The organism is Sphingobium sp. (genome assembly GCF_041987595.1).
Lineage (GTDB): Bacteria > Pseudomonadota > Alphaproteobacteria > Sphingomonadales > Sphingomonadaceae > Sphingobium.
Map to the genome: position 1 here is coordinate 34857 of NZ_JBHIWJ010000010.1, position 22769 is coordinate 57625.

Below are 22769 nucleotides of genomic sequence, written 5' to 3' on the forward strand. Positions count from 1 at the left end.
GGAGCTTGTCGGGCGGCTTGTGACGCATCATATAGACCTTGTCTGGCGTGAAAAGCTTGTAGGTCGGGTTGGACTGGCCGCCCTTGAACTGTTCGACCGTCAGCGGCCCGGCAAAGCCGGGCACATGGGTCTGCATCCAGCCCGCCAGCGCCGCTTCGTCAAAGGCATAGCCTTCGCGGACGGGGGAGGTGCCCGAATTGGCGTCCTGCGCCGTGCTCATTTCGGCGCCATGCGGATTGCGCCGTCCAGACGTATGACTTCGCCGTTCAGCATCGGGTTGGTGACGATGCTCTCGACCAGCGCGGCATATTCCTCGGGTTTGCCGAGGCGGCTGGGAAAGGGGACCTGCTGTCCTAGCGAATCCTGCGCCTCCTGCGGCAGTCCCGCAAGCATGGGAGTCCAGAAAATGCCCGGCGCTATGGTCATGACGCGGATGCCGTAGCGGGCGAATTCGCGCGCCACCGGCAGGGCCATGCCTGCAACGCCTGCCTTGGACGCGGCATAGGCGGCCTGGCCGATCTGCCCTTCAAACGCCGCCACGCTGGCGGTGTTGATGACGACGCCGCGCTCCTCGCCCACCGGCTCGGCCAAATGCAGGCGGGCGGCGAATTTGGACAGCATGTTGAAGGTGCCGATCAGGTTGATGTTGATGATCTTCGCGAAATCGGCGAGCGGCACGGCCTTGCCGTTGCGGCCGATGACTTTGGCTGGCGGCGCGATCCCGGCGCAGTTGACGAGGATGCGGGCGGTTCCATGCGCCGCCTCCGCCCTATCCAGCGCGGCTTCGACCTGTTCTTCGCTGGTGACGTCGGTGCGGACGAACAGGCCGTTCAGCCTTGCCGCCTGCGCTTCGCCCTGATCGCTGTTGAGGTCGAGGATCGCGACCTTCGCGCCGCGCGCCGCCAGTCGCTCGGCGGTCGCTCCGCCGAGGCCCGACGCGCCGCCGGTAACGATCGCTGCCAAACCTTCGATATTCATGGTCTCTCCGTAAAAATATTGGGGATCAGGCCCCGGCCGCCTTGAGGAAATCGCGCTTGATCTTCTTGGCGAGGCTCCATTTGTGCACCTCGGTCGGGCCGTCATAGATGCGGAAGGCGCGAACCTCCCGGAAGATCTGCTCGACGACAGTGTCGCCCGATACGCCGGTGCCGCCCATCACCTGCACGCACTTGTCCGCGACCCGCATCAGCGCTTCGCTGACGGCGACCTTGGCCATCGAGCTTTCCGCCGTGCCCAGCGATCCGGTATCCAACACGCTCGCGCACCAGTCGATCATCAGCTCGGCCTGCTTCAGGTCGATCATGTTTTCCGCCAGCATGAAGCCGACGCCCTCATGATCCACCAGCGGCTTGCCGAAGGCTTGGCGCTTGCAGGCATAGGCGCTGGCGATCTCCTGCGACCGGATCGCTCCGCCCAGCCAGCGCATGCAGTGCGACAGGCGGGCAGGCGACAGACGTATCTGCGCATATTGGAAGCCTTCGCCGCTCGCCCCCAGCATCTGGCTGGCGGGCACGCGCAAATTGTCGATGGCGACGACCGAATGGCCGCCGGGCATGGAACTGTCGATCGTCTCCAGCACTCGTTCGATGCGGATGGCGGGGTCGGGCAGGTCGACCAGGAACATGCAGGCGCCATCCTGGGATTTCGCCATGACGATCCCGACTTTTGCGCCTTGCGCGCCGGTAATGAAGGCTTTGCGCCCGTTGATGACCCAATGGTCGCCGTCCTGATGGCAGAGAGTCTGCATCATCGAGGGGTCGGACCCGGCGCCGCCGTCGGTCGCCGGTTCGGTCATGAAGAAGGCCGACCGCGCCTCGCCCCGCACCAGTGGATCCAGGAAGCGGACCTTCTGTTCGGGCGTGCCCACCTTGCCCAGCAGATACATATTGCCCTCATCAGGGGCCATGGTGTTGCAGGCGAGCGGCCCCAGCGGTGATAGGCCCGACCGGATAAGCACCAACGCCGTCTCGCGCTGGTTCAAATGGCTGCCGTCGGGCAGGATGTGCGGGGTCAGTACGCCGGCTTCGCGTGCCTTGGCGCGCATCTCCATGACCAGCTCTTCGCTCGGGCCATGGCCATGCACCTCGATCCGGGCGTCCTTCTCATAGGGAATGACCACGTCCCGTACGAACGCTTCGACCCGGTCGGCGATTGCGGCCGCCTTCTCCATGCCGATGCCGCTCATGCCAGCTCCAGATCCGCGAGCGTGGAAATATCATCCTTCAGCCGCACGATGGTCTTGCCCTTGGTCTGGCCTGCCATCAGGCGGATGAAGGCGTCCGGCGTGCTTTCAATGCCGGTAGCGACATTTTCCGTCGCCTTGAGCTGGCCTGACTTGACCCAGTCCGTCAGCGCCGCCTCTGCTTCCTCCAGCATGTCGAGATGCTCATAGGCAAGGAAACCGCGCATGGTGACGCGGTGAACCAGTATCTGCCACAGATTGCGGAAGGCATAGACGTCCCTGCCTTGGTTATAGTCGGCCACCATGCCGCACACGACGATGCGGCCGAAGTCGGCCATAAGCGGCATCATCGTGTCGAGGATCAGGCCGCCGACATTATCGAAATAGACGTCGGCGCCCTTGCCCAGGCAGGCCTCGCGGATCGCGGCGGAGAGGTCCGGCGCGGTCTTGTAATCGACGGCAGCGTCCATGCCGAGCAAGCCCGTGACTTCGGCCACCTTGTCCGTGCTGGCTATGCCCACTGCGCGGCAGCCGCGCAGCTTCGCGATCTGGCCCGCGACGCTGCCGACCGCACCCGCCGCGGCGCTGACGACAACAGTGTCGCCGGACTTCATCTCGCCAATGCGTTCGAGGCCGACATAGGCGGTGATCCCCGACCAGCCGAGGGCACCCATATAGGCGGTCAGCGGCACGCTGGGGTCGACATGGACATTTTCCATGGCGAAATTATCGGCGGGGATGACGCTATGCTCCTCCCAACCGATAAAGCCGCGGGCATAATCGCCGGGCTTGAAACTGGGATTGCGGGACTCGATCACCCGGCCCAGCACCATGGTCGGGATCAGCCCGCCCAGCGGCACGGCGGGCAGATAGCTGTCCTCCTTCTCGTCCAGCATCCCGCGCACCGCCGGATCGATGGCAAAGACCAGATTTTCGGTCAGTACCTCGCCGTCCTTCAGCGGCGCGATATCCTGTTCGATCAGGGAGAAATTGTCCGGCACCGGCACGCCGGTGGGGCGTGACGCGAGCACTATGCGGCGGTTCTTCATGAGGTCAGGCCCTTTGACTAATTAGAGGACGGGCGGCTCGGAGCCGGTTTCGCCGGAAACCAGATGGTTCACATATTTGTGGAAAAACTGGTTGCCGCGTTCGTTGCGGCCGAAGATGACGGACTTGATCGCGCCTGATGCGAGGCCCTTCTGAACCTGAAGCCCCACGCCATAATCCTCCTTGTCCACAACATCGCGCAGCCAGTCCATCATGCCCTCGATCGCGGCGGCGTCGGCCTCGTCACGGGGCGGATCGCGGCGGATGAACAGCAGGTTGGTCGTGTTCTGATGCGGCGTGGGCCCCGGGATCAGTTGCGCGACCTGCGTGATTTCCGGCGCGAAGAAGATCGAGACGTTGGGAAAGATGGTGCGAACGAAATCATAGCCGGTATTTTCAATCTGCCCCCAGCTGTCGCGGGGGGAGGCGGTCAGCTTCTCCTTGATCGCCACCTGCGGATAGCCGACGCGCATATGCGGGCCGAAAGCCGTAAAATGCATGATGTTGCTGAAGCTGCGCGGATGGATGGTTTCAGGATGGGCGGCGGCGAAATGATAGCCCTCCAGATAGCCGTCATAGGCGATCTTCCAGTTGGGACCATAGATTCGGCGCGACCCGCAAAAATGCCATTTCTCCAGGTTGTGGGCGGCCAGATCCTCCATCATGCCGCCCAGATGCTTTTCGATGTTGATCTGCGCGCCCGGCGTCAGGCAGACCCAGACAATCCCCGCCGCTTCGACGCAGGGCAGGGTGGTTAAACCGCGTTCCTCCTTGCAGATCGGGCCGAACTTTCCGGGGTCCGCGACGCCGATCAGTTTGCCGTCATTGGCATAGGTCCAGGCATGATAGGGGCAGGAAAAGCGCTTCTTGTTCCCGTGACCTTCGGGCTGGAGGATCATGCCGCGATGGGCGCAGACGTTCATCATCGCCGCCACCCCGCCATCGCTCTTGCGGGTGACGAGGATGGGCTTGCCCATCAGGTCCATCGCCTTGAAGTCGCCGGGGCGCGGGATTTCCGCCGACAGCGCGGCCAGCAGGGGCAACTTCAGGAAGATCGTCTCCATCTCCCGGTCGAAATAGCCCGTGTCGGTATAGGCGGAGGCGGGCACTTCCATGGTCGATTCGGCGCTGTCGGTCGTCCCGGTCTCGACATATTCCAGCATTTTCGCCGCTTCTGCCCCAAGCGTGTCATAATAGCCCATGTGCAAACCTCTGCCTTTTGTCCTTATGCGTGCAAGCTATCGGGAAGCGGGGCCGCACGGAAACTGTCCATCGTCATAGGTCGGGCGATTTTCTGTGAATTTGGCTAGTTGCCCGGCCCCGTCCTCCTCTTCAGCCTGCCATATCGAACAGGTCGCCGAGGGCTGCGCCATGCGCTACCATCTGCGGCAAAAGAGACGATCAGGAGCAAGTGATGGCTGAAAGTGATCCGCGCATCAAGGGCGAGCCGCTGCCCCGTTGTCCGGGAACGTCGGTGCGCGATCTCATGGCGGCGGACAGCAATCCGGTGCCCGAATTTCTCTATCGCGACGAATATGAGAATCTGGGGTCGGAGCCGATACCGGCATCGCGCTACACCGATCCCGCCTTTTTCGAGCTGGAAAAGGAGAAGATGTGGCCGCGCACCTGGCAGTTCGCCGCCCGCGAGGAGGAAATGCCCGAACCCGGCGATCATGTCGTTTATGACAATGCGGACAAATCCTTCCTGCTGGTGCGGCAGGATGACGGGTCGATCAAGGGCTTCTATAATGTCTGCCTGCATCGTGGGCGGCAGTTGAAGACGGAAGCCGGCTGGTCCTCCACGCTGCAATGTCCTTTCCATGGCTTTACCTGGAACAATGACGGCAGCATGAAGACCATCCCTTGCCGTTGGGATTTTCCGCACCTTAAGGACAAGGACATGGCGCTGCCGGAGGTGTCGGTCGGGCGCTGGGGCGGCTATATCTTCCTGCGGGAAGCGCAGGACGGCCCGACTCTCGAAGAATTTCTCGCGCCCATGCCGGAGCATTTCAAGCGCTGGAAACATGAGGAATGTGCCACCGCCATCTGGGTCGGCAAGGTGTGCAACGCAAACTGGAAGGTGGTGATGGAGGCTTTCATGGAAAGCTGGCACACGGTCGTCACCCATCCGCAATTGCTGCCGTTCACCGGCGACGCCAATTCCATGTATAATATCTATGGCGACTATGTGAACCTGACGGTGACGCCCTTCGGCACCATGTCGCCGCATATCGACCCGCAGGGCAAGTCGCAGCAATGGATCGTCGACGAGTTCGTCAAATATAATGGCCGTTCTTCCGACAATTATGAAGGGGACGAAGCACCGGAGGGCGGCTATAATGTCCGCGTGCCCGACGGCAAGACGGCGCGGGAGGCGCTGGGCGAAAGTCTGCGCGCCACCACGACCAAGATGTTCGGCCATGACGTCAGCTTCGCTTCCGACGCAGAGATGATGGACGCTATCCTCTACAATGTCTTTCCCAACTGGTCGCCCTGGGGTGGGTTCCAGCCCAATATCGTTTATCGCTGGCGGCCATGGGGCGATGTCGATCATTGCCTGATGGAAGTTCGGATCATCACCCGTGTGCCGCCGGGGCAGGAACCGCCACGGGCGCCGAAGATGCATTTCCTGGGCGTCGACCAGAAATGGACAGAGGCGCCGGAACTGGGCATTCTGGGCGATGTGTTCGAACAGGATATGGCCAATCTGCCCTTCGTTCAGCGTGGCCTCAAATCGAGCAAGAACGGCAAGGTCGAACTGGCCAACTATCAGGAAATCCAGATCCGCCAGTTCCAGAATACGCTGATGAAATATGTGAACGGCGAGCTTTGAGGGAGGGAACGGAGCGTCAGCTCCGGCCCATTTCCGGCCTACTGCTCCCGCCCTGAAATCCCGGACGTCCAGTCGCGGGTCTGGCTGAAGTCCTTCCCCTTGCGCCCGGAAAGGTGGATCATCGTCTGCTCGTGCAAAATGGCGTCGGTTGCCGGGTCCTGCCGTGCCCAGTCGATCAGTTCGCGGCGGCGCTGTATCGCCCATTTGCCGTCCTTCAGCGCATAATCGTCGATATAGCGGCCCGCCATCAGCAGATCGCCCGCTTCGCCCAGTGCGCTCCCGCCTTCGACGCGGTGCCAGGCCAAGAAATAGACTTCTCCGCTCGCCGTCCCTGCCTCTATATCGATGGAGAGATCGACCTGCCCGACAAGATGCTGGCTCGCCTTCATCTGGGACAGCAGCCCTTGCGCGAAATCGGTATAGGCCTGCGGCCCGCCGCGCAGCAGGCCGCAATCGACATCGGCATCGGCGTGAAAGGCGGAGATCTGAAGCGCGGGGTCCAGCCGGTCCTGTCCGCGCATATAGGCATGAATTGCCTTCAGAATTTCCCGGCGAGCGACGAGGTCGCGCAATTCCCGTTCGATGTCCATGGCTTCCTTCTCCCAAGAATAGCAGATACCATATTTCTTTCTGCCGGCTTCCCTGACCTTCGGCACACTATGAGAAGTTCCAGAAATAGCATCTGTGCGGCCGCAAGACCGATGGACCTGCATCTTTTGACAGGGTGACGCTGATCCATTTCAAAGGCATAAATCACAGACGCGGACAGAAAAAGCTGGCGCGCATAAAAGAGCAACTATGGCCAAACGGCCATTCTCGGGTGAGGATAACATGCAGAACAATGCCGTTAAGCGCGAATTGTTGCGAAGCGCTGCCATCCTTGTCGGCATCCTGGCCACCGCTCCGGCCCTGGCGCAGGACGCTGTACCACAGGAGCCCCAGGCGACCGCGGGAGGGATTCAGGACATCGTCGTCACGGCGCGTAAAAGGGCGGAAAGCGTGCAGGACGTTCCCGTCGCCGTCACCGCCATCTCGTCTGAAATGGTGCAGCGTCAGGACCTGACCTCCATCGAGAAGATCGCGGCGCGCACGCCCAATCTGAATGTCGGCCGCGCCTCCAACGGATCTGGTGCGCAGCTGACCCTGCGGGGCATTGGTTCCTCCTCGACCTCGATCGGCATCGAACAGTCGGTCGCAGTGGTCGTCGACGGCGTCTACTACGGCCAGGGTCGCATCATCAACGAAGGCTTTTTCGACCTTGGACGGGTGGAAATACTGAAAGGGCCGCAGGCGCTGTTCTTCGGCAAGAATGCGACCGCGGGCGTGATTTCGCTGACCAGCGCCGATCCGACAGACACGGTCGAGTTCAAGGCCCGTGCAGGCTATGAGTTCAAGGCCGAGCAGGCGCAGCTCGAATTGGTCGGGTCCGGCCCGTTGACCGACACGCTGGGTATCCGCGTCGCGGTTCGCGCTTCCAAAATGTGGGGCGGTTATTATCGCAACATCGCCGATCCGGTGACCTATACGACCTTCGACGTCGTCGACAATTCGCTGGAGGGCCATAATGCGACCCCTGCGTCGAGCGAAGCGCCGGGCGAAAAGGAGCTGCTGGGCCGCATCACGCTGAAATGGGAGCCGACCGACCGGTTGACCGCGACCTTCAAGGCATCGGGCGCCTATAACAAGGTCAACAACAGCAGCTGGAACTATGTCGCCTATAGCTGCCCTTCCGGGTTCAGTCAGCTGAACGGCTATGCGTGCGAAAAGGATTTCGTTACCCATCAAAATAATATTCCTACCGATATCGCCGCCAATTTTCCCTTTTCGAAGTCGGATGGACAGCTTTATAATCGCTATAAAAGCTATGCTCTGACAGCGAATATTGCCTATGAGCTGGATGATGTGACGCTGACGTCGGTTACCAATTATAACTGGAACAATAACCGCTGGGCCTGCGCCTGCGATTTCCAGTCGAGTGCAGCCGGCACCTGGGCGACGGAAAATTCAACCTATCACGCTTTTTCGTCCGAATTGCGCGCGCTCACGACCTTTGACGGGCCGATCAACCTGATGGTCGGCGGCCTCTACCAGAAGACCAAGCGCGACTTCGACCAGTTCATCATGTTTGCCGGGGTCGAAGACAGCAGCCAGTCGGCCGCCAACCGCTATCTGGCGACGACCAAGACCAGCTATACCGATGGCGAGACCAAGGCCCTGTTCGGTCAGGTGACATGGAAGGTGATCCCGACCGTCGAACTTGCAGGCGGCGTGCGCTATACCCATGAAACCAAGGACAGCTTCTTCACCCAACCCTATAATAATGTGCTGGTGCAGGGGATTTTCCGCGACCAGAATGATCCCGACGGCCTGGGAGAAATCTTCGCCAACCAGAGCTTCAACAACTGGTCGCCTGAAGCGTCCATCACATGGAAACCGACGCAGGACATCTTGGTCTACGGCGCCTATAAAACCGCCTACAAATCGGGCGGTTTCTCCAACGGGGGCATCAATTCGAAATTCTCGACCGATCCACTGAGCGATCTGACCTTCGATCCGGAGCGTGCGCGGGGCTTTGAAGGCGGTATAAAGACGACGCTGGCCGACCGTCAGTTGCGTCTGAACCTTGGTCTTTACAGCTATAAATATAAGGATTTGCAGGTCGACTTCTTCAATTCGCCCATCTTCGCTTTCCAGACGCTCACCGCCGATGCGCGGACCAAGGGGGCGGAGCTGGAGTTCGAATTTGCGCCCCGCGCCGTCGAGGGGCTGAATATCCATGGATCGATCAACTATAACAAGGCGAGCTACACCAATTTCCCGCAAGCGCCTTGCTATGCGGGCCAGAGCCAGGCGGAGGGCTGCAACATCGTGTTGCCGGGCGGCGGCGTACGCCAGAACCTGAACGGCAAGACGCTTTCCGTCGCGCCCAAATGGACCGGCACTCTGGGCGCTTCCTATGACCATGCAATCGGCAATGGCCTGATGTTCGGCATCAATGCGGATGTCCGGTACAGCTCCTCCTATCTGGCGTCGGGCTTCGGCAATCCGGACTCGCGGCAGAGCAAATATGCGACGCTGGACGCGGGCATTCGCGTCGGTTCCGAGGATGAGCGCTGGCAGGTCGCGGTGATCGGCAAGAATCTCACCAATCGCTTCTATGTAACCGGTGTGGTCGATGGACCGTCAACCGGCGGCGCATCGGGCGGCGTGACCCCGGCTCACGCCGACCAGCTCGGCTTTGGCACATTGCCGCGGACGGTCATGGTCCAGCTCTCGACCAAATTCTGACGGGGGGCAGAGGAGGGGGAGGATGCCCATGGCGGGCGTCCTCCCCCCTTTTCATCGTCGGCCCTCAAGATAATCGTTCAGCACCTCATGGAAGCGCCGGACCCGCGTTTCCTGCCCCGCCAGATAGGCGTCGGCAAATCCAATGGATCGCAGGCCCTGCTGCTGCGTCACCGCCAGTGACAGATCCTGACTCAGGAAATCCCCCTGTGCGATCGTCGCCTGATAGTCGCTGAAATCGCCGTCCTCGAACGCGGCCTCTTCATAGGGGCGCATGCCGTAGAGCGTGGCCACCGCGTCCGCGCCCTCGATCTTCGGAACCATGTACCAATAGTCGAAGGTCGACCAGTTGGGGTCCTCCGCATCCGGTTCTGTGCGGAAGAAATGCAGCCCTTCCGGCGTCCCGGTCAGCGTAACATTGGGAAAGAGCGTGTGGTGAAACTGGTCTGTCAGTTCCCAGTCGGTCATGGCTGCGAAATGCGCATGGCCGCGCGCCGGCCCCAGTCGCCGCCGCGCCTCCTGCAAGGCTTCGCGGGCGGACTGGGCGCGGCCTTCATAGGCGGCGGGATCAATCTCCCATTCCTTCAATATCTCGGCCCAGAGCGGTTTTACCTGCTGGGCGTCGGGATAGCGGCTCGATGGCTGGAACTTCTCGATCATCCGGTTGTGACCGGCCGGATACATTTCGAACACCGTGTTCGCATAATGATCGTCGATGATCGGCATGAATTGCGGATGGACCGCGGGGATATGATAGGCCTCGTTGAAATTGTCCGACGCGAATTTCCAGTTGGTGTTGACGCGCAGCCGCCGCCACACCACCCGCGCCCAGTTGGCGAGGTCGCGATTGGCGAGCAGGTCAGGAACGGGCGCCAGATGATCACGTAGCGCGCGGGCGTTGCGATCGAAGCTGAACCAGATGAAGCCGCCCCATGTCTCGCATGGCAGTTCAGACAGGCGCAGCTTGCCGCAGGGATTGCCTTGCGGAAAATCCTCTGGGTCCTGCACATGCTGAAGGGCGCCGTCGATGCCCCATTTCCAGCCGTGATAGGTGCAGGCGAAGCTGCCCGCGACCCCGCCTTCGCTGACCGTTACCAGCCGGTTGCCGCGATGCTGACAGACGTTGAAGAAGGCGCGGATCGACCCATCCTCCTGTTTCACCATCATCACCGATTCATGGGCGAAATTGTGGACGATGAAGTCGCCCGCATCCTCCAGCTGCGCGGTGCGGCCGCCCACATGCCAGATGCGCTTCCACATATGCTCCCATTCACGGGCCGCAAAGTCGCGGCTGTGATAGCGGTCGCCGGTAATGGCGTCGCCGCGGGCCGCTGGGGCCGCAGCCAGGGGAGAGGTGGGGTAGGGGGCTTCAGGCGGCATGGTTTTCCTCCCGGCCATGGATTTCGCCCAGCGATCCGGGCATGGGCAGCAGCGGTTCTTCATAAAAGCGGGCAATTTTCCAGCCCTGCGCGGTGCGCACGCAGTCCAGATAATAATCGACATGGACGGTGACGCAGTTGCCATCCCTGGCGATACCCATGCCGGTCACATAGGCGCGGGTCGATGCGGCGTCGCCATCGAGCCGCTGGACGGTGAAATTGGCGCTGTAATGGGCGTGATGGGCCATGTCGGCAAAGACGCGGGTGAAGAAGGCGCGGATGCCCTCATGCCCTTTCGTCCTGAGCAGGCCGATAGCGCTCAGATCATAATCGGCGTCAGGGGTGAAGAGGCTGACGAGGCCCTCGACATCCTCGAGCCGGTCGACCGCATAGCAATAGGCGGTAAGCAGATCCTGTAGGGCAAAGCGGTCGTGCAATGCCTGAATATCCGGGTTCATGGCGTCTCTCCTGTCTGTGCCGGGCTGGATGCCGACTCGTCGCGCTAAAACAAGCACAACTGCTTGTATGAATTTCCCGGCTGTTCGCCATGCTGTGCTTTTTGCTAGGGGAGCAGACATGGCTGACAAGGAAACCGCCCCGGAAAGCTGGCAAAGTCGCAAGAGCGCCCTGATGCGCGAGCGCATATTGGAGGCGGCCGTCGACTGGCTGGTCGAGCGGGGCTATGCGGGTTTCTCGGTGTTGGCGCTGGCGGAGGCGGCGGGGGTGTCGCGGGGTGCGCTCCAGCATCATTTTCCGACCAAAAGCGATCTGGTGTCGGCCGTCATCGACCATGTGGTGGACCGGCGCATCGCCCGCTTTCTGAGCGACTTTCGGGCAAGCGCGACGATCGTCGACGATCAGCCGCAACAGGCGACCGCCATGTATTGGGACAGCGTGCAGAGCCGCGATTATGCCGCCTATCTGGAGCTGCTGGTGGCGGCGCGGACGGACGCGGAACTGCGCGACTGCTTCGTGCCGGGCGCGGTGCGTTATGACCGGGTATGGACGCAGGAGGTCGCCGGTTCCTTCCCGCAATGGGAGGGGAATGAGGACAGGCTTCAGGTCGCGAGCGATTTCGTTGCCGCGACGCATCTGGGGCTGCTGCTGATGTCCACCATGCCGGGCCAGCGGCGCGACAATGTGCTGGCGCTGGTGGAGAAGATCGTCATCGACCTCTACCACCAGCGCGACGCGGGAAGTTGAGGAGCCTCAGCGCATCGTCTCCCCATTATCGATGACGATGTTCGTGCCGGTGATGTGGCGGCCGTCCTGGCAGGCGAGATACAGGACCATGTTCGCAATATCGATGGGCTGGCCCATGCCATGGGCCGCACTCTGCTTCAGTCCAGCGGAATCGGCGGGCAGTTCGGCCAGCGCCTGAGCGGTCATGGGCGTTACGATGCTGCCCGGCGCGATCGAATTGACCCGGATGTTATAGCCCTGTTCCTGACAATGCACCGCGATGCTGCGGGTCATCGCGATGATGCCGCCCTTCGCCCCGGCATAGGCGGGAATGACGCTCATTCCCTTCATGCCGCCGATCGAGGCCATGTTGATGATCGATCCGGAACCGTCGCGGCTCATATGTGGGATCGCCGCCTTGCAACCCAGGAAAGTGCCGTCCAGCATGACGTCGATCTGGATCTTGTAGTCGGCATAGCTCAGATCCTCGACCGTCGCGAAGCGGACCAGACCGGCATTGTTGACCAATATGTCGAGGCGGCCGAAGCGCTCAACGGTGGCGGCAACCACCCTGTCCCACTCCGCCTCGCTGCGCACGTCATGGTGAAGATAAAGGCTGCCAGACAGTTCCGCCGCCAGCGCTTCGCCCGGCGCGTCCTGAATGTCGGTGATGACGACCTTCGCGCCCTCCGCCGCCAGCAGCCGGGCGTCGGCCGCGCCCAGGCCGGAAGCGCCCCCCGTGATGATGGCAACCTTGCCGTCCAGCTTTCCCATGACCTTCCTCTCCTGATTATAGCGACGCCCAATGAGCATAGACCGGATCGTCCTGCCCGAAAGCGCCGCGCGTCTTCAGCGGCTCGTACATGCCGTCGAGCGCCATGCTGGCCGGATGGGCGGTGTTCCAGTCGGCTACGAAGGTGCGGCTGGCGATCTTCCAGGTGCCGCCGCGCCGCTCATAGCGATCGAGATAGCGCCCCCCGGTCATCACATCCTGCCCGCCCGCCGACAGATGGGCGAGGACATAATGTTCGCCCACGCCATGGTCGCCCTTCACCTCGATCCATTCATTGGCGACCGAATGGAAGCAATAATCCAGATTGGCGCGGCAATAATCGGTGACGCCCTTGGCAAAGTCGGCGCCCGATCCGTTGACGATGCCGGAAACGACGCTGCCGTCCTCCCAGAAGATCGAGGCCAGCAGATCCGCATCGGCGCGGTCGACGCCGCGGCAATAGGTCATGACGAGATCATGGATGGCAAGGCGCGAAACGGCCTGGTCCAGCGCGGCGGCATCGGGCGTCATGGGCGTGGCTCCTTGGGCGGCGAGGGAAGCGGCATGGTGACGGGCGAGCAGGGCAAGGGCGGTGTCGGCCGATCCCTTCGCGCCGCTGGGGACGAAATGGTCGGGCGTCAGCGGAAGCGAAGCAGGCAGGGAGGCGTCGGCACGGTTGACGTTGCCGTCCATCACATAATGGCGATGGGTGATCCGCCATTCGCCCTCGCGTCGTTCCAGCCGGTCGAGATAGCGGCCGAAGATCAGCCGCTGCACACCCGGCTCCTGTGCATAGGCGACGACATAGGCTTCGCTGACGGCCCGGTCGCCCTCGATACGGAGCATTGGCGGAGCGGTGCGGTGCAGGGTCGGTGGAGCGGCTGTCATCGCATCGGCCAGCGTCGTGGCGAGCGCCGAGGCCTTGCCGCGGAAAAAGCCATAATCGACCGTCGCGCCGGGATGATAGGCGCTCGCGATCAGCGCGGCATGGGCGCGGTCCACGCCGCGGCTGTGCCGGGCAAGCGCGTTGCCGATCTGGTCATGGGCAATCAGCAGCTCTGCGGCCATAGGCGAATTCGCGGGCATGGGGGCAGCATAGCCGCTGACCCCCGCTCGCGCTCCTTATCAGAAATTGTAGGTGACGGATGCGCCATATTGCCGCGGCGGGGCATAGCCGACGATCGCGGCATAGCCGGGCGAGTCATAGGAGGTGGAGATATAGCGCTTGTCGAACAGGTTCTTGCCCCAGAGGCCGATCTGGAACCGGTCACCCGGCGCATACCATGTCAATAGCGCGTCAACATAATGGGTCGGCTGGATTTCCGAGCGAGGGGTGTTGAGGATCGCGGTATAATATTTCTTCGACATATATTGATAGCTGACGTCGGCGACGATCTTCGATCCGCCCGGCAGGTTCAGCGTGTAATTGGCGCCCGTCGTCGCGGCCCATTTGGGCGCGTTTTGCAGCGCCTCGCCCTTCAGGTCATAGATGGTCGTACTCACCGGATCGAAATAGAGGAACTCCTTATATTTCGTGTCCAGATAACCGAGCGACCCGCGCAGCGTCAGGCCATCGACCGGGACGGCCTGCACTTCCAGCTCGAAGCCCTTGATCTCGGCCTTGGCCGCATTGAGGATGCGGTTGCCCTGCACATTGGTCGCGCTGTCGAAATAGATCTGCGCCACCTGCATGTCGCGATAATTGGTGTAGAAGGCTGCGAGGTTCACCCGTAGCCGCCGGTCGAGCAGGTCCGCCTTGACGCCCGCCTCGAACGTGTCGACCTTTTCCGGGCCATAGGGGGTGTCGCCGTCCTGCACCACGCCGATGCGGCCGGTGAAGCCGCCCGACTTGAAGCCGCGCGCCCAGCTGGCATAGATCATCTGGTTCGGCCCGATTTCATAATCGGCGCCCAGCTTCCAGCCGACATTGTTCCAGCTTTTGCGCCCGCCGGTGTCGATCTGGTGGGGCACGTTGTCGAGGTCGCCAATGCCCGGCGCAACCGCGAAATCGTCGGAGGTGAGCGGCGGCAGGTTCATCGCATAGTCGAGCGTCGAACGCGCCCTGATCCGGTCATGGGTGACGCGGATGCCGCCTTGCAGCTTCAGCCGGTCAGTGACCTGAAAGTAGCTCTGGAGGAAGGCAGATATGGATTCGGTGCCCTGATCCTGCGTATTATATTGGGCGAGACCGGGCGCGGCGAAGTCCAGATGATACATTTGATAATGGTCATAATGGGTCTTAAGGTAGAATACGCCCGCAACGCCGGTAATCGCATCATTGAGCTTGAAGGCGGAGCGCAGTTCCTGGCTGAACTGCCAGCCTTCGGTGCGGCGGCGGGTGGCATTGTTGGTCTTGGGCGATCCGTCCTGATCGGTATATTCGAACAGATTGAACTTTTTGTAACCGGTGATGCTGGTGATGTCCCCCAGCGGAGTATCGCTGAATTCGGTCGTGAGGATACCGAAATAGGTGTTCATGTTGGAAGTGTCGGGCACTTCATTATTGCCCGAATAATATTTGCCCGGTGCCTTGCACCGGCTGCCCGCCGGCAGGCACGGGCTTGGATACATGGGCAGGACGCTGCCATTATAGTTGACGCCCGGCGCGACATAATTGGCTTCGCCCGGCAGCGCGCCGTTAACGACGATCGGGGCGCCGTTGCGAGCCGCGACATATTCGCCCTGAAGCGTCATCTTCACATTCGGCGCGGGCGTGAACAGCAACTGGCCGCGCACCGCGTCGATATTCTTCGACCCCATATCGGACCCGTCATAGACGTTGGTGACCCAGCCCTTGCGTTGGGTGTGTATGCCCGCAATCTTGATCGACAGCAGATCCCGCACGATCGGCGCCTCGACAGCGCCGGAAATGTCGAAGCGGTTCCAGTTGCCGACCATGGCCTTCAGATAGCCGCCAAATTCCCCGGACGGCTGCTTCGTTACGACATTCACCACGCCGCCGGTCGTGTTCGCGCCGAACAGGGTGCCCTGCGGACCGCGCAATATTTCCACCCGCTCCACATCATACATGTCGAGCAGCGCACCCATGCTGAAGAATTGCGGGACGCCGTCGACGACGATCGACACGGTATTCCCCGCATAGGGGTCCGGCTCTATCACGCCGATCCCGCGAATGGTGAAGACTGCATTATTGGGGGTGTTGGCGAAATTGTCGATCTGCACATTGGGGACGGACCCCTGCAATGCCTGAAGCGTCGTTACCTGCATGTTGGCGAGTTGCTCGCCCGCCACGGCCGATACGGAAATCGGCACATTCTGCATATTTTCCGCACGCTTCTGCGCCGTGACGACGATGTCGGCAATGCCGCTCGCCTGCGGTTCCGTCTGCGCGAGCGCGCTTCCGGGCAGCAGGGCGATGACCGACGCTCCGGCCCACAAACAGGCAAATCCCTTCATCTTTTCCTCCCCTGGGCATGATATGCGGACGCCCGTTCACGCTGGGCGCTCCGCTTCTCGCTTTCGGCCATAAAACAAGCACAAATGCCTGTTTATCGCATTGCATGCCTTTCCCAACTCTTGTTTGTGACAGGTAAAGCCAGCAGGACGCGCTCACCTGCCGCATCAGGGGGAGTGTCCGTGCGGTGATCGGGCGCCGGCGATCAGTGCCTGCGCCTCGCGTCCCTGCCGGTCGAGCGGCGGCATGATGCAGTAGCCATAGAGAGGCTATCGAAAAAGCACGCGTCAGATGAGCTTCAGGATCATCTTGCCTTCATTCGTGCCCTGGAACAGCCGAAGCAGGGCCGGCAGCGCATTGTCGATCCCCTGTTCGACATGCTCATCGTAAACCAGCTTTCCCTGGGCGACGAGATCGATCATGGCGCGAGTGCCTTCGGGAAATTTGTGCAGGAATTGGGTCAGCAGATATCCCCGCATCGTCGCCGTCCTGACCAGTAACTGCCAGAGATTGCGCGCGCCAGCAGCCTCTCCATTATATTCGGAGATCAGGCCGCACAGGATGATCTGGGCGCCAGTCGCCAGATTAAGCAACGCCGCGTCGAGACACGTACCGCCGACATTTTCATAGACGAAGTTCACACCGTCCGGACAGGCGGAGGCGATGTCGGCGCTCAGCGCCGCGACATCCTTTCCCCGATAATCGATGGCGGCATCGAAGCCATAGCGATCGATGAGGCGAGCGCATTTGGCTGGGCCGCCCGCAATGCCGACGACGCGGGCGCCGCGGAGTTTGGCGAGCTGGCCGACCAGCGATCCTACCGCGCCGGCCGCGCCGCTGATCAGCAGCGTGTCGTCCTGCCCTGGCTGCATCAGATCGTTGACGCCGAACCAGGCGGTCAGGCCTACCGCTCCCGCGACCGAAAGATAGGCCGTCGGGGAGGGGACGGCGCTGACGTCGATTCCGTGGGTGAAGCCATCCCGCCGTCCGATCGAATGAGTCTCGATCTTGTTGAGGCCCATCACCCAGTCGCCGGGCGCGAAGCCGTCGCACCGGCTGCTCTCTACCACGCCAATGGTGGAGGCGCGGACGGCATCGCCGATCGGGACAGGCGGCATATAGTTGCCGCCGGGATCGAGCCAGCCGCGAATGGCCGGGTCGATCGAGGCATAATGGTTGCGGATCAGGAACTCGCCTTCCCCAATTTCCGGAGCCGGTTCTTCGGTCAGGCGGAAGTCCGATGCGGTGGGCAGGCCCGACGGCCTTTGCGCAAGCACGAAACGGCGATTGACGGTCATGGCTGCTTTTCCCGGCATGGTGGCTATGGTGCCAGTTGGCCCAAGAGGCACCCCCTGGCACACTGGCAAAAGCAAGAGGAGAAACCCGTCAATCGTGGATGCCGCAGACGTCGTTCAGCTTTTCATGGAAAAACTGCACGCGCTTTTCCTGATTGGCGAGGATGCCGCCGCGAAAGCCCTGCGAATGCAGGCCCAGCTGCTGGCCGATGGCGACCGAAAGATCCTGATCGGCGACCTCGCCCAGCGTCTTTTCGCCAAAGACGATATGTTCGCGGTCCATCGGTTCGAAGGCGGTGGGACCGTTGGGACCGATAACCATGTCGCTGTCTCCGATCGGGTGCGCAACGAACCAGTGATCGAACAGACAGCGTTCCGGATCGGTCGGGTGGGGTTCGGATCGGAGCACCTGCACCCCGTCGGGCCACATGGTAAAGGTGATGTTGGGCCAGAGGGTGAAATGGAAATAATCGACGATTTCTTCGTCGCCCATCGCAGGATAATGGGCATAGCCCTTGGCTGCGCCCAGTGTCCGCTTCTGGCGGATGATGGCTTCGCGGGCGTCCATGGCGGTGTCGCCATAATCGTTGGGATCGAGATCCCAATATTCCAGCGCCTGAGCCAGCGGAATGTCGAGCTTGTTGCGCGTGTCGTAGCGGGCCGAGGGCTGCAACCCCTTCATCCGCATCATATTATGGCCGGTATCCGCATAGATGTGGAAGACGCAGTCGGTATGATCGTCATTGATCACCGTCGAAATCTGCGGATGCAGCGTCGGCAGATGATAGCTTTCGTTGAAATTGTCGCGGATGATCTTCCAGTTGCAGGGCACATCCGAGACCACGGCATAGACGCGCGTCATCTTGTCCATCTGCCACTGTTCCAGATGGCTGGCGACCTTCTCGCCCAACCATTCGCGCAGCGGCGGTGCATCCTTGTCCATGTTGAACCAGACGAAGCCGCCCCAGACCTCGCAGGCGATTTCGGTCAGGCGATGCTTGCCGCAAGGGGAGCCGCCCGCGAAATCTTCGGGATCCTGCACATGGGCGAGCATGCCGTCGGGATTGTAGCGCCAGCCATGATAGCCGCACACCAGTTGGGGGGCGCCGCCAATTTCCGTCCAGGCGAGGCGATAGCCGCGATGCAGGCAGGCATTGTAGAAGGCGCGGACGGAGCCATCCTCCTGTTTCAGCATCACGACCGACTCGCGGCCGATATTGTGGGTCAGGAAATCGCCGGCATCGATGAGGTCCGCCGCCATGCCGCCGATGTGCCAGACCTTGGTCCAGACCTTGTCCCATTCCGCATCGGCCCAGCGCTTTGCATAATAGCGCTCGCCGGTGATCGGATCGCCGCGCACCGGCGCGTCATAGTCCGCAACCTGGCGGTGCATCAGTTGTTCACCCGTCATAGCCCTCTCCGGCTGATTTTTGCTTGAACGACCGACCAAATCTTGCGCTATGCTGGAGAAGAGTCAATATCTGCATCACGCGGGGAGAGGGTCCGTGGGCGCTGATCTGCTAAAAGTGATAGGTTCCTAGACGCATGGCACAGGTGAAGGTTGATCGGCGGCGAGCGCCGGAAACGGCAGCCCGGATACTTGATTCCGCGGAGATGCTGTTTTCCTGGCGCGGCTTCTACGGCGTTAGCCTGCGTGAGATCGCGGCCGATGCGGGCGTGCAGCTGGCGCTGTCCCACTATCATTTCGGATCGAAGGAAAGCCTCTTCGGTGCGGTGATCGAACGGCGGGCGGAGGAGCATGCCGGCAGTATAGAGGCCGCACTCGAGGCGGCCTTGCAGGTTGAGGGCAGCCGCCGGGTTCGCAGGGAGGCCGTCATCCGTGCGCTCATAAGCCCGATCGCGGAACGCTCCATGCGCGGCGGGCCGGGCTGGAAAAACTATATCCGCCTGCTCGCTTTCGTCGCCAACCATCCGCAGGAGGAGGAATATGTCTCGCCCTTTCGCCAGCATTATGACCGGCTGATTTCATCCTTCGTCGAAGCGCTGTCCGCCATCCATCCGGAGATGGCGCGGCTCGACGTGCAATGGGGCTTTTTCTTCTACCAGGCCGCGACGACGCACATATTGGTGGAAAGCGGGATGCTCGACCGGCAATCGGACGGGCTGCTCAGGTCCGGCGATCTGGACGCGATGATCGATCGGATGGTGCCCTTCTTCAGCGCGGGCTTTCTGGGGCTGGGCGCGCAGGACTGAGGCACCCTCATAGAAAGTCGAGTTTGGCGAAACCGGCTCTGCCGCTAATCTCCTCTGCACGACACAAGCGTCAAGGAGTGGATATGGGCCGTCTGGAAGGAAAGGTCGCCGTCATATTGGGCGCGTCCAATGCAGAGAGCATGGGGGCGGCCACTGCGCGGCGCTTTGTGCAGGAAGGGGCGAAGCTGGTTCTCGCTGCCCGGCGGAAGGAAGCGGTGGAAGCCGTGGCGCGGGATGTGGGGGGCGTTGCGGTCGCCTGCGACATTACCGTCGAGGAGGATCTGGCAGCGCTGGCGAAAGCGGCGCTCGACCATTTCGGACGGCTGGATATTGCCGTCAACTATGCGGGCGTCGAATCGGGCGGGCCGCTGATCGAAACCAGCGCCGAGACTTTCCGTCAGGCGGCTGACGTGCATTTCGTGGGCACTGCCCTGTTCATCAAGCAGATGGCGCTCGCCATGGCGCAGGGCGGTTCGATCATCACCGCTTCCTCGCTCACGGTGCTGGTGCAGGCGCCGGGTCTGTCCGCCTATGCGGGATCAAAGGGCGGCGCCGATGCACTGGTTCGCGTCGCCGCCAATGAGCTGGGGGAGCGCAACATCCGGGTGAACGCCATAGCGCCGGGTTTCACCAAAAGCGCGATGACGGCAGGCTATTTCGCGGTGGAGGCGGTGACGCGCGCGTTCCTGAAGGAAATACCGCTTGGCCGCTTCGCCACGGTCGAGGACGTCGCCAATTGCGCGCTCTGGCTGGCGAGCGACGAGGCGCTCGTCACCGGGCAGGTGATCGATGTGACCGCTGGGCAATCGCTGCGCCGCACGCCGCGCCCCGACGAATTCGTCTGATGGGGCGGCTCGCAGGCAAGCGGGCGCTGGTCGTCGGTGCGGCTGGGCGGGGCAATATGGGGCAGGCGATCGCCCGCCGCTTCGCCGCGGAGGGCGCACAAGTCGTGGTTGCCGGGCGGCATCGCGATGTGCTGGAGGAATTGGCGGGCGAGATTGGCGGCGTGGCTGTGGATTGCGACTTTGCCGACCAGGCGTCGATCCGGGCGATGGTCGACGTTGCAGTCGACGGGCTGGGCGGGATCGACATTGCCGTCAACGCGACCGGCTGGGGGTTGCTCAAGCCCTTTCTGGAGACGAGCGGCGAGGATCTGGACCGGATGTATGCGCTGCAGTTGCGCGGGCCATTCCAGTTCTTTCAGGCGCTGATCCCCGTCATGTCCGATCGGGGCGGGTCGATCATCCAGATCAGTTCCGCGACAGCCACCATCCTGTTCCACGACCATGACGCCTATATGGCGACCAAGGCGGGGGCCGATCATCTGGTGCGCAGCGTTGCCAACCAGTTCGGCGAGCGCGGGATCCGCGTCAACAGCATCTCTCCGGGCGTGACCGAGACCCCGATGACGGCCGACGCGCAGGCCGTGCCGGGGTTGATGGACGCGTTTCTCAAGGGCTATCCGCTGGGCCGCTATGGCACAGCAGAGGATATTGCAGCGGGTTGCGTCTGGCTGGCGAGCGACGAATGTTTCATGACCGGCCAGAATTTGCAGGTGAATGGCGGCCTGACCTTGCGGTGCAATCCTTCGCCTGCCGATATTGCGGCTTCGGTCGCGGATGCGGCGCGCTGACGGCACCTGTCCTTGCAGGCCTACCGGCAGCGTAACGTCGCCAGCGCCGCAAGGGCCATGACGCCGGCGGCGAAGGCCATCGTCCAGATCGGTTCGGTCGGGAAGAAATGCCGCATGATCGTCCCCATGACAGTCGCGACCAGCAATTGCGGGATGACCACAAAGGCGTTGAACAGGCCCATATAGATGCCGAGCTTCGCCTGCGGCACGCTGGAGGCGAGCATGGCATAGGGCATGGCGAGGGTGGAGGCCCAGGCGATGCCGATGGCGACCTCGGACAACAGCAGGGCCTGTGCGTCGCGGAGGATGAGGAAAGACAGGAAGCCGAGCGCGCCCAGCGCCAGCGCAACAGCATGGGTTTGCGCCTGACCGATGCGGCGGGCCAGGGGTTGCAGCAGGAAGGGCGCGGCAAGGGCGGCGACGCCATTATAGGTGGCAAAGAGGATGCCGACCCAGTTTCCGCCTTCATTATAAGCGGCGCTGGCCGGATCGGCGGAGCCGAAGACATATTGGGCGACGACAGGCGTGGTGTAGATCCACATGATGAACAGCGCCGACCAGGTGAAGAACTGAACGAGGGCGAGGCGCTTCATCATGACGGGCATGGTCGCGAAATTGCCCACGACATGGGTAAGGAGATTGCCGCTGTGACCTCGCCGGTGCAGCCCGCGCGCCGTGATCCGGGCGGCGCCATAAATGGCGAGCAGGGCGCCGAGCAGATAAAGTTCCTTTTCCAGCACCCAGAACCGGACGAGCGCGACGACCGCCAGTCCTGCGACGATCCAGAGAAGGCCGCCGGAAGGGATGGGCGGCGCGCTTTCCTCGGTGGCCGGCTCTGCTGCCGAGGACTCGAAACGGGCCATCTGGTGGGGTGAATATTCGCGGGTGGTCAGCACCGTCCACAGCACGGCCAGAAACAGCGCCGCGCCGCCGATGTAGAAGCTGATCCGGACTGTATCGGGGATGCCTGAACCCACCGCGACATTGGCGACGCCCAGCCTGTCCAGCAGCCATGGCGTGGAGGAGCCGAGGACCGCCCCGGAACCGATGAATGCGGTCTGAAGCGCATAGCCGGCCATATGCTGTTCCTTTGCCAGCATGTCGCCCACAAAGGCGCGAAACGGCTCCATGGAGACATTGAGCGAGGCGTCCAGTATCCAGAGCATCATTGCGGCGGCGAGCAGGCTGGGCGCATTGGGCATGCCGAACAGCGCCAGCGCCGCGAACAGCGCGCCTGCGAAGAAATAGGGGCGCCGCCGCCCGAAGCGGCACCATGTCCGGTCGCTGTAATGACCGATGACGGGCTGGACGAGCAGCCCGGTCAGCGGCGCCGCGATCCAGAGCAGCGCCAGATCGTCGAGACTCTCGCCCAGCGACTGGAAGATGCGGCTCATATTGGCGTTTTGCAGCGCAAAGCCGATCTGGATGCCGAAAAAGCCGAAGCTGATATTCCACAGGCCCCAGAAGCCCTGGCGGGGGCGGCTGATGATGGCCTGATCCGCTTGCGTCATCTTGCCCGAGCCGCCCATGTC

At 62.1% G+C, this 22769-nt stretch carries 19 protein-coding genes and 1 pseudogene; 6 read left to right on the forward strand and 14 right to left on the reverse strand.

Annotated elements, in window-relative coordinates; all coding sequences use genetic code 11:
• The 5 genes and pseudogenes from ACFC3J_RS04595 to ACFC3J_RS04615 form a co-directional block, all read right to left on the reverse strand.
• Window positions 1–220: pseudogene (locus ACFC3J_RS04595) on the reverse strand (phosphotransferase family protein); the annotation flags it as partial.
• Window positions 217–978: a 3-hydroxyacyl-CoA dehydrogenase gene (locus ACFC3J_RS04600; RefSeq protein WP_375195026.1), complete on the reverse strand. Its 762-nt coding sequence runs from the start codon at window positions 976–978 to the stop codon at window positions 217–219. The gene ACFC3J_RS04600 and the pseudogene ACFC3J_RS04595, both read right to left, overlap by 4 nt.
• A 25-nt stretch (window positions 979–1003) precedes the next feature.
• Complete coding sequence (locus tag ACFC3J_RS04605; protein ID WP_375195027.1) at window positions 1004–2185, reverse strand: acyl-CoA dehydrogenase family protein; 1182 nt, start codon at window positions 2183–2185, stop codon at window positions 1004–1006.
• On the reverse strand, window positions 2182–3231 hold the full coding sequence (locus tag ACFC3J_RS04610) for an NADP-dependent oxidoreductase (protein WP_375195028.1): 1050 nt from the start codon (window positions 3229–3231) through the stop codon (window positions 2182–2184). The genes ACFC3J_RS04605 and ACFC3J_RS04610 overlap by 4 nt, the downstream gene beginning before the upstream one ends.
• A 21-nt stretch (window positions 3232–3252) precedes the next feature.
• On the reverse strand, window positions 3253–4431 hold the full coding sequence (locus tag ACFC3J_RS04615; protein WP_375195029.1) for an aromatic ring-hydroxylating dioxygenase subunit alpha: 1179 nt from the start codon (window positions 4429–4431) through the stop codon (window positions 3253–3255).
• A gap of 212 nt (window positions 4432–4643) precedes the next feature.
• Here ACFC3J_RS04615 and ACFC3J_RS04620 point away from each other — a divergent pair, with 212 nt between their 5' ends.
• Window positions 4644–6062: an SRPBCC family protein gene (locus ACFC3J_RS04620; protein ID WP_375195030.1), complete on the forward strand. Its 1419-nt coding sequence runs from the start codon at window positions 4644–4646 to the stop codon at window positions 6060–6062.
• 38 nt (window positions 6063–6100) lie between these two features.
• Here ACFC3J_RS04620 and ACFC3J_RS04625 read toward each other — a convergent pair whose 3' ends face one another.
• On the reverse strand, window positions 6101–6652 hold the full coding sequence (locus tag ACFC3J_RS04625; RefSeq protein ID WP_375195031.1) for a nuclear transport factor 2 family protein: 552 nt from the start codon (window positions 6650–6652) through the stop codon (window positions 6101–6103).
• Between the two features lie 208 nt (window positions 6653–6860).
• Between ACFC3J_RS04625 and ACFC3J_RS04630 the strand changes: the two genes are divergently transcribed.
• Complete coding sequence (locus tag ACFC3J_RS04630) at window positions 6861–9350, forward strand: TonB-dependent receptor (protein WP_375195032.1); 2490 nt, start codon at window positions 6861–6863, stop codon at window positions 9348–9350.
• A 51-nt stretch (window positions 9351–9401) separates the two neighbouring features.
• On the opposite strand, the gene ACFC3J_RS04635 is transcribed toward ACFC3J_RS04630, so the two are convergent.
• Together ACFC3J_RS04635 and ACFC3J_RS04640 are read right to left on the reverse strand one after the other, a co-directional pair.
• Complete coding sequence (locus ACFC3J_RS04635) at window positions 9402–10727, reverse strand: SRPBCC family protein (RefSeq protein ID WP_375195033.1); 1326 nt, start codon at window positions 10725–10727, stop codon at window positions 9402–9404.
• Window positions 10717–11184: a nuclear transport factor 2 family protein gene (locus ACFC3J_RS04640; RefSeq protein WP_375195034.1), complete on the reverse strand. Its 468-nt coding sequence runs from the start codon at window positions 11182–11184 to the stop codon at window positions 10717–10719. The genes ACFC3J_RS04635 and ACFC3J_RS04640 overlap by 11 nt, the downstream gene beginning before the upstream one ends.
• Before the next feature lie 118 nt (window positions 11185–11302).
• On the opposite strand from ACFC3J_RS04640, the gene ACFC3J_RS04645 reads away from it, so the two are divergent.
• Complete coding sequence (locus ACFC3J_RS04645; RefSeq protein ID WP_375195035.1) at window positions 11303–11929, forward strand: TetR/AcrR family transcriptional regulator; 627 nt, start codon at window positions 11303–11305, stop codon at window positions 11927–11929.
• A 6-nt stretch (window positions 11930–11935) separates the two neighbouring features.
• On the opposite strand, the gene ACFC3J_RS04650 is transcribed toward ACFC3J_RS04645, so the two are convergent.
• From ACFC3J_RS04650 to ACFC3J_RS04670, 5 genes are all read right to left on the reverse strand, one after another.
• Window positions 11936–12682 (reverse strand): SDR family oxidoreductase, encoded by a 747-nt coding sequence (locus tag ACFC3J_RS04650; RefSeq protein ID WP_375195036.1) that lies wholly within the window; start codon window positions 12680–12682, stop codon window positions 11936–11938.
• Between the two features lie 16 nt (window positions 12683–12698).
• Window positions 12699–13766 (reverse strand): nuclear transport factor 2 family protein, encoded by a 1068-nt coding sequence (locus ACFC3J_RS04655; RefSeq protein ID WP_375195037.1) that lies wholly within the window; start codon window positions 13764–13766, stop codon window positions 12699–12701.
• A 39-nt stretch (window positions 13767–13805) separates the two neighbouring features.
• Complete coding sequence (locus ACFC3J_RS04660; RefSeq protein ID WP_375195038.1) at window positions 13806–16097, reverse strand: TonB-dependent receptor; 2292 nt, start codon at window positions 16095–16097, stop codon at window positions 13806–13808.
• A gap of 285 nt (window positions 16098–16382) precedes the next feature.
• Window positions 16383–17393: an NADP-dependent oxidoreductase gene (locus ACFC3J_RS04665; protein ID WP_375195039.1), complete on the reverse strand. Its 1011-nt coding sequence runs from the start codon at window positions 17391–17393 to the stop codon at window positions 16383–16385.
• Window positions 17394–17481: 88 nt separating this feature from the next.
• A complete protein-coding gene (locus ACFC3J_RS04670) occupies window positions 17482–18801 on the reverse strand; it encodes an SRPBCC family protein (RefSeq protein ID WP_375195040.1) in 1320 nt (439 codons plus the stop codon).
• A 134-nt stretch (window positions 18802–18935) separates the two neighbouring features.
• On the opposite strand from ACFC3J_RS04670, the gene ACFC3J_RS04675 reads away from it, so the two are divergent.
• From ACFC3J_RS04675 to ACFC3J_RS04685, 3 genes are all read left to right on the forward strand, one after another.
• Window positions 18936–19604 (forward strand): TetR/AcrR family transcriptional regulator, encoded by a 669-nt coding sequence (locus ACFC3J_RS04675; RefSeq protein WP_375195041.1) that lies wholly within the window; start codon window positions 18936–18938, stop codon window positions 19602–19604.
• A gap of 83 nt (window positions 19605–19687) precedes the next feature.
• Window positions 19688–20449, forward strand: a complete 762-nt coding sequence (locus ACFC3J_RS04680; RefSeq protein WP_375195042.1) for an SDR family NAD(P)-dependent oxidoreductase — start codon at window positions 19688–19690, stop codon at window positions 20447–20449.
• Complete coding sequence (locus ACFC3J_RS04685; protein ID WP_375195043.1) at window positions 20449–21237, forward strand: SDR family NAD(P)-dependent oxidoreductase; 789 nt, start codon at window positions 20449–20451, stop codon at window positions 21235–21237. Before ACFC3J_RS04680 ends, ACFC3J_RS04685 begins: the two co-directional genes overlap by 1 nt.
• Window positions 21238–21257: 20 nt before the next feature.
• Here ACFC3J_RS04685 and ACFC3J_RS04690 read toward each other — a convergent pair whose 3' ends face one another.
• A complete protein-coding gene (locus ACFC3J_RS04690) occupies window positions 21258–22748 on the reverse strand; it encodes an MFS transporter (RefSeq protein WP_375195044.1) in 1491 nt (496 codons plus the stop codon).
• Window positions 22749–22769 lie beyond the last annotated feature (21 nt).

Coding starts and splice junctions, on each gene's coding strand:
- ACFC3J_RS04670 (WP_375195040.1), bottom strand. CDS start 18,801: ATGACGGGTGAACAACTGATGCACCGCCAGGTTGCGGACTATGACGCG.
- ACFC3J_RS04625 (WP_375195031.1), bottom strand. CDS start 6,652: ATGGACATCGAACGGGAATTGCGCGACCTCGTCGCTCGCCGGGAAATT.
- ACFC3J_RS04635 (WP_375195033.1), bottom strand. CDS start 10,727: ATGCCGCCTGAAGCCCCCTACCCCACCTCTCCCCTGGCTGCGGCCCCA.
- ACFC3J_RS04665 (WP_375195039.1), bottom strand. CDS start 17,393: ATGACCGTCAATCGCCGTTTCGTGCTTGCGCAAAGGCCGTCGGGCCTG.
- ACFC3J_RS04650 (WP_375195036.1), bottom strand. CDS start 12,682: ATGGGAAAGCTGGACGGCAAGGTTGCCATCATCACGGGGGGCGCTTCC.
- ACFC3J_RS04685 (WP_375195043.1), top strand. CDS start 20,449: ATGGGGCGGCTCGCAGGCAAGCGGGCGCTGGTCGTCGGTGCGGCTGGG.
- ACFC3J_RS04660 (WP_375195038.1), bottom strand. CDS start 16,097: ATGAAGGGATTTGCCTGTTTGTGGGCCGGAGCGTCGGTCATCGCCCTG.
- ACFC3J_RS04620 (WP_375195030.1), top strand. CDS start 4,644: ATGGCTGAAAGTGATCCGCGCATCAAGGGCGAGCCGCTGCCCCGTTGT.
- ACFC3J_RS04610 (WP_375195028.1), bottom strand. CDS start 3,231: ATGAAGAACCGCCGCATAGTGCTCGCGTCACGCCCCACCGGCGTGCCG.
- ACFC3J_RS04655 (WP_375195037.1), bottom strand. CDS start 13,766: ATGCCCGCGAATTCGCCTATGGCCGCAGAGCTGCTGATTGCCCATGAC.
- ACFC3J_RS04690 (WP_375195044.1), bottom strand. CDS start 22,748: ATGACGCAAGCGGATCAGGCCATCATCAGCCGCCCCCGCCAGGGCTTC.
- ACFC3J_RS04640 (WP_375195034.1), bottom strand. CDS start 11,184: ATGAACCCGGATATTCAGGCATTGCACGACCGCTTTGCCCTACAGGAT.
- ACFC3J_RS04645 (WP_375195035.1), top strand. CDS start 11,303: ATGGCTGACAAGGAAACCGCCCCGGAAAGCTGGCAAAGTCGCAAGAGC.
- ACFC3J_RS04675 (WP_375195041.1), top strand. CDS start 18,936: ATGGCACAGGTGAAGGTTGATCGGCGGCGAGCGCCGGAAACGGCAGCC.
- ACFC3J_RS04600 (WP_375195026.1), bottom strand. CDS start 978: ATGAATATCGAAGGTTTGGCAGCGATCGTTACCGGCGGCGCGTCGGGC.
- ACFC3J_RS04605 (WP_375195027.1), bottom strand. CDS start 2,185: ATGAGCGGCATCGGCATGGAGAAGGCGGCCGCAATCGCCGACCGGGTC.
- ACFC3J_RS04680 (WP_375195042.1), top strand. CDS start 19,688: ATGGGCCGTCTGGAAGGAAAGGTCGCCGTCATATTGGGCGCGTCCAAT.
- ACFC3J_RS04630 (WP_375195032.1), top strand. CDS start 6,861: ATGGCCAAACGGCCATTCTCGGGTGAGGATAACATGCAGAACAATGCC.
- ACFC3J_RS04615 (WP_375195029.1), bottom strand. CDS start 4,431: ATGGGCTATTATGACACGCTTGGGGCAGAAGCGGCGAAAATGCTGGAA.